The organism is Streptomyces sp. NBC_00576, assembly GCF_036345175.1.
Lineage (GTDB): Bacteria > Actinomycetota > Actinomycetes > Streptomycetales > Streptomycetaceae > Streptomyces.
On sequence record NZ_CP107780.1, the window covers coordinates 6894109 to 6904528 of the forward strand.

The window sequence follows — 10420 nt, forward strand, 5'->3', positions numbered from 1 at the left end:
TCCCTACCGGGGGTACCCCACAAATGGGGTATCCCCGGTTGGTCGTTCCTAGGAAGCATGGTCGCCGGTAAGGTGGCCAGCACTGTCAAGTCGAGTCCGTTCTGTTCGCGAGGAACTCCGGACCCCTCTCGGCTGTTAGTTATCTGTCAACGTATTCGTCGAACCTCAAAACCGTCACCTCTACGCAGTAGCGCGGGGGTCGCAGGAGGCACCGTGCTCACCGCGTTCGCCCGGGCGTTCAAGACGCCCGACCTGCGCAAGAAGCTGCTCTTCACGCTCGGCATCATCGTGGTCTATCGGGTGGGTACGCACATCCCGATCCCAGGTGTCGACTATCAGAACGTCCAGACGTGTATCGACGTCGCGAAGGGCGGAAGCCAGGGCCTGTTCGGTCTGGTGAACATGTTCAGCGGCGGGGCGCTGCTGCAGATCACGATCTTCGCGCTGGGCATCATGCCGTACATCACGGCGAGCATCATTCTGCAGCTGCTGACGGTGGTGATCCCGCGTCTGGAGGCCCTCAAGAAGGAGGGCCAGGCGGGCACAGCGAAGATCACGCAGTACACCCGTTACCTGACAGTGGCTCTCGCCATCCTCCAGGGCACCGGCCTGGTAGCCACCGCGCGCAGCGGTGCGCTCTTCAGCGGCTGCCAGGTGGCCAACGAGATCGTCCCGGACCAGTCGATCTTCGTGACCATCACCATGGTCGTCACCATGACCGCCGGTACGGCCGTCGTCATGTGGCTCGGTGAGCTCATCACCGACCGCGGTATCGGCAACGGCATGTCCATCCTGATGTTCATCTCGATCGCCGCCACCTTCCCGTCCGCGCTGTGGGCCATCAAGACCCAGGGCGACCTGGCGGGCGGCTGGATCGAGTTCGGCACGGTCATCGCCGTCGGCCTCGTCATGGTCGCGCTGGTGGTCTTCGTCGAGCAGGCTCAGCGCCGTATTCCGGTCCAGTACGCGAAGCGCATGATCGGCCGCCGGTCCTACGGTGGCACGTCGACGTACATCCCGCTCAAGGTCAACCAGGCCGGCATCATCCCTGTGATCTTTGCCTCGTCACTGCTCTACATTCCCGCGCTGATCGCGCAGTTCTCCGGCGGCACCTCCGGCTGGAAGACATGGATCGAGCAGAACCTGACCAAGGGTGACCACCCGATTTACATCGCCACGTACTTCACGCTGATCGTTTTCTTCGCGTTCTTCTATGTCGCCATCTCCTTCAACCCCGAAGAAGTAGCCGACAACATGAAGAAGTATGGTGGCTTCATCCCGGGCATCCGGGCTGGTCGGCCGACCGCTGAGTACCTGAGCTACGTACTCAACCGGATCACCTGGCCGGGTTCGCTGTACCTGGGTCTAATCGCTCTCGTACCGACGATGGCGTTGGTTGGTTTCAATGCAAACCAGAACTTCCCGTTCGGCGGGACCAGCATCCTGATCATCGTGGGTGTCGGTCTTGAGACCGTGAAGCAGATTGAGAGCCAGCTCCAGCAGCGCAATTACGAAGGGTTCCTCCGCTGATGCGAATCGTCCTCGTCGGGCCGCCTGGTGCCGGGAAGGGAACGCAGGCCGCGTTCCTCGCCAAGAACCTGTCGATCCCGCACATCTCCACGGGCGACCTCTTCCGGGCCAACATCAGCAAGCAGACGGAACTCGGGAAACTCGCGAAGTCCTACATGGACGCGGGCAACCTGGTGCCGGACGAGGTCACGATCGCGATGGCCAAGGACCGCATGGAGCAGTCCGACGCGGTGAACGGCTTTCTGCTGGACGGCTTCCCGCGGAACGTTTCGCAGGCCGAGGCGCTGGACGAGATGCTCAAGGCCGAGTCCATGAAGCTGGACGCGGTTCTCGACCTGGAGGTCCCCGAGGACGAGGTGGTCAAGCGCATCGCCGGCCGCCGCATCTGCCGTAACGACTCGGCGCATGTCTTCCACGTGACGTACCAGTCGCCGAAGGCCGAGGGCGTCTGTGACGTCTGCGGCGGCGAGCTGTACCAGCGGGACGACGACTCCGAGGAGACGGTTCGCAAGCGGCTGGAGGTCTACCACACCCAGACGGAGCCGATCATCGACTACTACAAGGTCCAGGGCCTCGTGGTGACGATCTCGGCGCTCGGCAAGGTGGAGGACGTCACCGGCAAGGCGATGGCCGCGCTGAAGGGTGACGGCGAGGGCGAGTAGTCCTTCCGGTTTTTACGTGGGATTTTTACGTCGGACAGCCGCGGTTTCCTGTCAGGGGACCGCGGCTGCTGCGTGGGGGCGGGTCGCCGTATCGTTGGCTCGTCACTCGTTGAGTGTGTTTCTTCGCTTGGCAGTTCCGGCGGCTTCGGCAGTTCCGGCGGCTTCGGCAGTTCCGGCCGCTTCGGCGGCTTCGGCCGCTTCGTCAGCCTCATCAGTCCAATCGGTCCAAGAAAGGCCGTAGTCCCCATGGTGCAGATCAAGACCCCCGAGCAGATCGCCAAGATGCGCGAGGCGGGGCTTGTCGTCGCCGCCATCCACGCGGCCACTCGTGAGGCGGCCGTGCCGGGTGCCAGTACGAAGGATCTGGATCAGGTCGCGCGGAAGGTGCTCGCGGAGCACAACGCGAAGCCGAACTTCCTTGGGTACGGCGGGTTCCCGGCCACCATCTGCACCTCCGTCAACGAGGTCGTCGTCCACGGCATCCCGTCCGACGAGGTCGTGCTGAAGGACGGGGACATCATCTCCATCGACTGCGGCGCGATCGTCGACGGCTGGCACGGGGACGCGGCGTACACGGCGTTCGTCGGGTCCGGGCATGCGCCGGAGCTGATCGAGCTGTCCCGGGTGACGGAGGAGTCGATGTGGGCGGGGATCGCCGCGATGAAGCTGGGGAACCGGTTGGTGGATGTCTCGCGGGCGATTGAGACGTACATCCGTCGCCAGCCCAAGGCGGGTGGCGGGCGGTACGGGATCATCGAGGACTACGGCGGGCATGGCATCGGGACCGAGATGCACATGGACCCGCATCTGCTGAACTACGTCGAGCGCAAGCGGGGGAAGGGGCCGAAGCTGGTCCCCGGATTCTGTCTCGCCATCGAGCCGATGGTGTCGTTGGGTACGCCGAAGACGGCAGTGCTTGAGGACGACTGGACGGTCATCACGACGGACGGGACGTGGTCGTCGCACTGGGAGCACTCGGTGGCGTTGACGGAGGCGGGGCCGTTGGTGCTTACGTCTCCCGACGGGGGGAAGGCGAAGTTGGCGGAGCATGGCGTGACTGCGGCGCCGGATCCGCTGGCGTAGGTCTTCTTCGCCCCCGCCGCCCCTACCCGTCCCATCCCCAGGGGCTCCGCCCCTTCGCCCCGGCCAGGGGGCGCAGCCCCCTGGACCCCCGGCGGGGACTGCGTCCCCTGCACCCCGGCCCGGGGCTGCGCCCTTGGCCCCCCCCGCTCGGGGCTGCGCCCTTGACTCCGCCCGGCTGGGGCTGCGCCCCTGCACGCCGGCCCGGGGATGCGCCCCTGAACCCCCGCCCGGGGCTGCGCCTCTGACTCCGCCCGGCTGGGGCTGCGCCCCTGAACCCCGGCGGGGACTGCGTCCCCTGCACGCCGGCCCGGGGCTGCGCCCTTGGCCCCCCGCTCGGGGCTGTGTCCCTGACTCCGCCCGGCTGGGGCTGCGCCCCTGCACCCGGGCCCGGGGCTGTGTCCCTGACCCCCCGCTCGGGGCTGTGTCCCTGACCCCGCCCGGCTGGGGCTGCGTCCCTGGCCCCGGCTGGGGCTGCACCCCTGGACCCGGGCCCGGGGCTTCGTCCCTGGACCCCGAGGGACTGTGGTGCATCCCCCTCGGGGTGTGTCCCCTGTGCCAGGCCCGGGGCGGCGCTCCTGTACCCCGGGTGAGGGCTGCGTCCCCTGTGCCAGGGCCGGGGGCTTCGCTCTGACTCCGGCGAGGACTGTGTCCCCTGCACCCCCTCGGGGCTGGGGCCCCTGTGCTCGGCCTGGGCTTCGCCTCTGACTCCGGGGGTGTGTTCCCCCGAACCCCCTCGGGGCTGGGTCCCTTGTGTCAGGGCCGGGGCTTCGTCCCTGCGCCCCGGCGGGGACTGTGTCCCCTGCGCCCCCTCGGGGCTGCGTCCCCTGTGCTCGGCCTGGGCTACGCCTCTGGATTCCGGTGGGGGGCTGCGTCCCGTGTGCCCGGTCGGGGTTGCGCACCGAGGTCCCGGTGGGGCTGCCCCTGTGCCCGGTCCCGAGAGTCGGTCCTGTGCCCCACGCGGGGCGTCTCCCCTTGCGCTCCCAGCTCACGGCTTCGGGGTCGGACCTTGAGAGCGGGTGCTCTCCGGCCGGCCGCACTGCTGTGGGGCCCACCGGCTTTGTGTCGGTGGGCGCTTTTGGGTGGTTGGGGCGTTGTGGGGCCCCCTGTTGGTTAAGGATCACCCCTGTGGGGCACTCTTCCTCGATTCGTCTTTCCGGGTGTGCTGACGTAGACTGACTCGTCGGCTCTCGTGCACCCGCATGTCCGCATGCGCCCCTCAGGGGGAACGCAAGGGAGTCGATCAAGGTAGTCGATTCGAAGGGCGAAGCGTGGCCAAGAAGCAAGGTGCCATCGAGATCGAGGGCACTGTCGTCGAGTCTCTTCCGAACGCCATGTTCAAGGTTGAGCTCCAGAACGGCCACCAGGTCCTGGCACACATCAGCGGCAAGATGCGTATGCACTACATCCGCATCCTCCCTGACGACCGGGTCGTGGTGGAGCTGTCTCCGTACGACCTGACTCGTGGCCGGATCGTCTACCGGTACAAGTGAGTTTGGGCGAGTCCCGTACTCGCCTCGACGGCCGGGAGGGTCGTCGCCGGACAGGTCTCACCCGTCAAACTTTCCGGAGCGATCCTGGAGAGTAACTCCAGCAATACAAGTAGATCTTTATTCTCGCCCTCCGTCTGCACCTGGCGTGGGGCACTGACCCGGAGAACCTCATCCCATGAAGGTCAAGCCGAGCGTCAAGAAGATCTGCGACAAGTGCAGGGTGATCCGCCGTCATGGTCGGGTCATGGTCATCTGCGAGAACCCGCGCCACAAGCAGCGCCAGGGCTGACGCACGACCCACCTTCTGCACCCGCAGAAATTCGCGCGACGCGAGCAGTACATGTTCATACGCAGGGCCCAGGTCCGAAGTTCGGTGATCCGTAGTTTGTAGTTCGATCATCGTTCAGTGGAGCTGACACCCCCGGTCGGAGGCCGGGGACCCAGTTCGTACCTCATACGGCGGCTGGGAAACGGCTTTGTGGAAGACCTCCGAACGACAACTGGAGCCATTGAATGGCACGCGTTTCCGGTGTTGACATCCCGCGTGAAAAGCGTGTGGAGGTCGCCCTCACCTACGTGTTCGGCATCGGCCGGACCCTCTCCCAGCTGACGCTGGCGGAGACTGGCGTGGACCCGAACACCCGTGTTCGGGACCTCTCCGAGGAGCAGCTCGTCGCGATCCGCGAGTACGTGGACGCCAACATCAAGACCGAGGGTGACCTCCGTCGCGAGATCCAGGGCGACATTCGCCGCAAGATCGAGATCGGCTGCTACCAGGGTATTCGCCACCGCCGTGGCCTGCCCGTCCACGGTCAGCGCACCAGCACGAACGCTCGTACCCGCAAGGGCCCGCGTCGCGCCATCGCCGGCAAGAAGAAGCCGGGCAAGAAGTAGTCCTCAGCGGACAACGCTTCACCAGCGGTCTTCGCTGTAGGACCGACCACCTCCCCGTAGGAGAATTAGATGCCCCCCAAGGGTCGTCAGGGCGCTGCCAAGAAGGTGCGCCGCAAGGAAAAGAAGAACGTCGCTCACGGGCACGCGCACATCAAGAGCACGTTCAACAACACGATCGTCTCGATCACCGACCCCGCGGGCAACGTGATCTCCTGGGCCTCCGCCGGCCATGTCGGCTTCAAGGGCTCGCGCAAGTCCACCCCCTTCGCCGCGCAGATGGCCGCTGAGTCGGCCGCCCGTCGCGCGCAGGAGCACGGCATGCGCAAGGTCGACGTCTTCGTCAAGGGCCCGGGTTCGGGTCGCGAGACGGCCATCCGTTCGCTTCAGGCGACCGGTCTTGAGGTCGGCTCCATCCAGGACGTCACCCCCACCCCGCACAACGGCTGCCGTCCGCCCAAGCGCCGTCGCGTCTGATCTGACGTTCGGCTGCGGCTTGGCGGTTTGAGGTTTCGGGCGGTATGGCTCCTTGGAGCCGTATCGCCCGTACCCTTGTAGTACTAGTCGGGCATCAAATAGCGGGTGTCCATGACTGAAGGATCTCAAAATGCTGATCGCTCAGCGTCCCTCGTTGACCGAAGAGGTCGTCGACGAGTTCCGCTCCCGGTTCATCATCGAGCCGCTGGAGCCGGGCTTCGGCTACACCCTCGGTAACTCCCTCCGCCGGACCCTTCTCTCGTCGATCCCGGGTGCGGCTGTCACCAGCATCCGTATCGACGGCGTTCTGCACGAGTTCACCACCGTGCCGGGTGTCAAGGAAGACGTCACCGACCTCATCCTCAACCTCAAGCAGCTCGTCGTGAGCAGCGAGCAGGATGAGCCGGTCGTCATGTACCTGCGCAAGCAGGGCCCTGGTCTCGTCACTGCCGCCGACATCGCGCCGCCGGCCGGTGTCGAGGTGCACAACCCCGACCTCGTCCTCGCCACGCTCAACGGCAAGGGCAAGCTGGAGATGGAGCTGACCGTCGAGCGCGGTCGCGGCTACGTCTCCGCAGTGCAGAACAAGCAGGTGGGTCAGGAGATCGGGCGTATCCCGGTCGACTCGATCTACTCGCCGGTTCTCAAGGTCACGTACAAGGTCGAGGCCACGCGTGTCGAGCAGCGCACCGACTTCGACAAGCTGATCGTCGACGTCGAGACCAAGCAGGCCATGCGCCCCCGGGACGCCATGGCTTCTGCCGGTAAGACGCTTGTCGAGCTGTTCGGGCTTGCCCGTGAGCTCAACATCGACGCCGAGGGCATCGACATGGGCCCGTCCCCGACCGATGCCGCGCTGGCTGCTGATCTTGCGCTGCCGATCGAGGAGCTCGAGCTCACCGTTCGGTCGTACAACTGCCTCAAGCGTGAGGGCATCCACTCCGTGGGTGAGCTCGTGGCTCGTTCCGAGGCGGACCTGCTCGACATCCGCAACTTCGGTGCGAAGTCGATCGACGAGGTCAAGGCTAAGCTCGCTGGGATGGGTCTTGCGCTCAAGGACTCGCCTCCCGGGTTTGACCCGACCGCGGCCGTCGATGCCTTTGGTGCCGACGATGACGTGGATGCGGGCTTCGTGGAGACCGAGCAGTACTGAGAGCTCGGGACTCGCGGTTTGATTTTGGGTGCGGGTGCGCTGTGGCTTGTCGCGCCCCACGCGACGGAGTCGCATATCGACACCGCCCCGCGCCCCTTCCGGGATCGCCCCTTCGGGGCTGCTCCCGGATCTCCGACAGGTGATCGCCTGCTCGGACACTGACTCTGGTACCTGATACGGCCGGGGCAGACAACAAGGAGAAAGATCATGCCGAAGCCCGCCAAGGGTGCCCGTCTGGGCGGCAGTGCCGCGCACGAGAAGCTGCTTCTTGCGAACCTCGCGAAGTCGCTCTTCGAGCACGGCAAGATCACGACCACCGAGGCGAAGGCGCGCCGGCTTCGTCCGTACGCCGAGCGTCTGGTCACCAAGGCGAAGAAGGGCGACCTTCACAACCGCCGTCAGGTGCTCCAGGTCATCACGGACAAGAGCATCGTCCACACGCTCTTCACCGAGATCGGCCCGCGCTACGAGAACCGCCCGGGTGGCTACACCCGTATCACCAAGATCGGTAACCGTCGTGGCGACAACGCGCCCATGGCTGTCATCGAGCTGGTGGAGGCCCTGACCGTGGCCCAGCAGGCCACCGGTGAGGCCGAGGCGGCGACCAAGCGTGCCGTCAAGGAAGACACCCTCAAGAAGGACGCCCCGGTTGAGACCGAGGCTGCCGAAGAGGTCGTCGAGGACGCCAAGCCGGCCGACGAGGCCGCCGAGGAGTCCAAGGACGCGTAAGCGTCTGCGGGACACAGTCCCGCGCCCCCTTAGAAGCGGGTCCGTTCCTTTCGAGGGCGGGCCCGCTTTTTTGTTGCTGAGAGGATCTCCGTGTGAGCGATGACGTACAGCCCGGGTTCGTACGGGTGCGGCTGGACCTTTCCTACGACGGGACCGCGTTCTCCGGGTGGGCCAAGCAGGCCGGGGGACGGCGGACCGTACAGGGGGAGATCGAGGACGCCCTGCGGACCGTGACGCGGTCCGGGGAGACCGCGTACGAACTGACAGTGGCCGGGCGTACCGATGCCGGGGTGCATGCGCGAGGGCAGGTCGCCCACGTCGATCTGCCCGCTGAGCTGTGGGGCGAGCACCAGGAGAAGTTGCTCAAGCGGCTTGCCGGGCGGCTCGGCAAAGATGTGCGGGTGTGGCGTGTTGCCGAGGCGCCGGTTGGGTTCAATGCTCGGTTTGCTGCTTTGTGGCGGCGTTACGTGTACCGGGTCGGTGATCGGGCCGGTGGTGTGGATCCGCTGTTGCGCAACCATGTGCTCTGGCACGACTGGGAGTTGGATGTCCTCGCGATGGACGCCGCCGCCAAGTCCCTTGTGGGGGAACATGACTTCGCCGCGTACGCGAAGAAGCGCGAGGGCGCGTCGACGGTTCGCGAGATCCTCGACTTCGGGGTGCGCCGGCGGCTGGACGGCATCGTCGAGATCGAGGTACGCGCCGACGCCTTCTGCCACAACCAGGTGCGGTCCATGGTCGGCGCGCTGCTGTTCGTGGGCGACGGGCATCGGGGGGTGGAGTGGCCCAGGAAGGTTCTCGACGGTCGCGTGCGGGACAGTGCCGTGCATGTCGTACGGCCGTATGGGCTGACCTTGGAGGAGGTCGCCTATCCGGCGGACGAGTTGCTTGCCGGGCGCCAGCTTGAGGCTCGGCGGGTGCGGGGCGAGGTGCACCGAGGAGCTTCCTGAAGTAGGCGGGGGCGGCCGTTTCGCGTCATCCCGTGACGAAACGGCCGACGATCGGTGATCGTCGGCCATTTCGGGGGGCGTACCTACTACTGGCTGGCCGCCGAGGCCTGTGCCTCGCCGCGCCGTCTGATCTGGCGGAAGGCGAACTCGGCCAGGTCGTCGCCGGTGGTGAAGACCGGCGTGCTCTTCGTCGTCACGTTCTTGCCGTCGGTGAAACCGGAGATCGTGAAGTAGGCGTAGCGGCCGTAGGAGTTGGTCGTCGAGCGGCAGATCGCCGCGCGGCAGAAGGTCGGGACACCGCCACCGGACAGGGACTCGACGATGCTCTTCTTGTCCGCCGTGGCCTTGACCTTCGTGGCCTGGGCCTCGGTGTCGAAGACGGCCACGCCGACCGTCACCGCGATGCCGTCCTTGCTGTACGTGACGCGCAGGAAGCGCGTGCACCTGTTGTCCTTGAGGATCTTCGGAAGGGTGTTCTTCGCGGCCGACGCACAGTTCGTCGTGTCGGCGGTCGGGCCCTTCTTGTAGAGGCGCTCGCCCATCGTCAGCTGCGTACCGGGGAAGAGGACGTCCGGAGCCAGGGGCGCCGTGTCCTTCTTCACACTGGATATGAAGTCCTTCGGATCCAGCGGTGGCGGGGCGCTGGTCGGTGCGAACGACGGTGCCGCCGAGGCGGTGTCGCTCGGGATGGCCGCGGTGGGGGGCAGGCCGGAGGTCGGTTTGTTGGAGGCCTCGCTGTTGCCGTCCGCGTTGACCACGGCCATGGCGACGGCCGCGCCCACACCGACGGTGGCCACCGCGGCCCCGACGATCAGCAGGAGTCTGCGGCGTCTGTTACGGGTCTCGGACGCGTCGGCGAGCGCCGCCCAGTCGGGGGCCTGGTCGCCGAACTGACCGCCCCACGGCTGCTGCTGCGGGGCCCGGCCGTTCTGGTCTTCCCAGGACGGCTGCGAGGTCCGGCCGCTCTGGTCGTCCCACGGTTGTTGCGGGTTACTCGGTTTCCAGGGATCCCACTGAGGTCCCCCCTGCCCAAAGCTCATGGGCGCATCTTAGACGCCGTGCAACCCCTGTGCCGATGCGTCTCAGGGCCTTCTCATGGGCCACAGGGGCAACGCGGTCGGGGTTCGGTCGGGGTTCAGGAGGGTTTCTCACGCACCGGCCCGTACTGTCCGTTGCGGCGGTCGTTGGGCGGGTCTACACGTGGCCGTCTGCTTGCGTTCGCCCGGTGCCCGCCGGGCTCGTTTTGACCCGTCCGGGGCTGCGCGGGTAGCCTGGGCGTTCGTTATGCGTATCGGCTTGGTCGTTCTCACACGAGAGGCCCTTACGTAGGTTCCCTGGAGCAGTTTCCAGTGGGCGGCATACGGGCATTGTTCCCGGCACTGTCGTCCCCAGCTGCACGATCGCTTCAGTGATGCCATGTGTCAGGACCCATCCACTGAAGAAGCGAAGGCTACG

Annotated in this window: 11 protein-coding genes; 10 read left to right on the plus strand and 1 reads right to left on the minus strand. The window is 66.3% G+C overall.

Annotated elements, in window-relative coordinates; all coding sequences use genetic code 11:
• Window positions 1-213: 213 nt before the first annotated feature.
• The 10 genes from secY (at window position 214) to truA (ending at window position 8965) form a co-directional block, all read left to right on the plus strand.
• Window positions 214-1530 (plus strand): preprotein translocase subunit SecY, encoded by a 1317-nt coding sequence (gene secY, locus OG734_RS30090; protein ID WP_330293841.1) that lies wholly within the window; start codon window positions 214-216, stop codon window positions 1528-1530.
• Window positions 1530-2192 (plus strand): adenylate kinase, encoded by a 663-nt coding sequence (locus tag OG734_RS30095; protein ID WP_330290580.1) that lies wholly within the window; start codon window positions 1530-1532, stop codon window positions 2190-2192. Before secY ends, OG734_RS30095 begins: the two co-directional genes overlap by 1 nt.
• Before the next feature lie 246 nt (window positions 2193-2438).
• Window positions 2439-3275 (plus strand): type I methionyl aminopeptidase, encoded by an 837-nt coding sequence (map, locus tag OG734_RS30100; protein ID WP_330290581.1) that lies wholly within the window; start codon window positions 2439-2441, stop codon window positions 3273-3275.
• 1268 nt (window positions 3276-4543) lie between these two features.
• A complete protein-coding gene (gene infA / locus OG734_RS30105; RefSeq protein WP_003948620.1) occupies window positions 4544-4765 on the plus strand; it encodes a translation initiation factor IF-1 in 222 nt (73 codons plus the stop codon).
• A 175-nt stretch (window positions 4766-4940) separates the two neighbouring features.
• Window positions 4941-5054 (plus strand): 50S ribosomal protein L36, encoded by a 114-nt coding sequence (gene rpmJ, locus OG734_RS30110; protein WP_003998809.1) that lies wholly within the window; start codon window positions 4941-4943, stop codon window positions 5052-5054.
• A gap of 224 nt (window positions 5055-5278) precedes the next feature.
• Window positions 5279-5659 carry a 30S ribosomal protein S13 gene (gene rpsM, locus OG734_RS30115; RefSeq protein WP_053746337.1) on the plus strand — a complete coding sequence of 127 codons (381 nt, stop codon included), beginning with the start codon at window positions 5279-5281 and terminating at the stop codon, window positions 5657-5659.
• Window positions 5660-5728: 69 nt separating this feature from the next.
• Window positions 5729-6133, plus strand: coding sequence for a 30S ribosomal protein S11 (gene rpsK / locus OG734_RS30120; RefSeq protein ID WP_006376016.1), 405 nt, complete (start codon window positions 5729-5731; stop codon window positions 6131-6133).
• 130 nt (window positions 6134-6263) lie between these two features.
• Window positions 6264-7286, plus strand: coding sequence for a DNA-directed RNA polymerase subunit alpha (locus OG734_RS30125; RefSeq protein ID WP_330290582.1), 1023 nt, complete (start codon window positions 6264-6266; stop codon window positions 7284-7286).
• A 207-nt stretch (window positions 7287-7493) separates the two neighbouring features.
• Window positions 7494-8015: a 50S ribosomal protein L17 gene (rplQ, locus tag OG734_RS30130; RefSeq protein ID WP_330290583.1), complete on the plus strand. Its 522-nt coding sequence runs from the start codon at window positions 7494-7496 to the stop codon at window positions 8013-8015.
• A gap of 92 nt (window positions 8016-8107) precedes the next feature.
• Window positions 8108-8965, plus strand: a complete 858-nt coding sequence (gene truA, locus OG734_RS30135) for a tRNA pseudouridine(38-40) synthase TruA (RefSeq protein ID WP_330290584.1) — start codon at window positions 8108-8110, stop codon at window positions 8963-8965.
• An 86-nt stretch (window positions 8966-9051) separates the two neighbouring features.
• On the opposite strand, the gene OG734_RS30140 is transcribed toward truA, so the two are convergent.
• Window positions 9052-10005 (minus strand): hypothetical protein, encoded by a 954-nt coding sequence (locus tag OG734_RS30140; protein ID WP_330290585.1) that lies wholly within the window; start codon window positions 10003-10005, stop codon window positions 9052-9054.
• Between the last annotated feature and the right edge of the window lie 415 nt (window positions 10006-10420).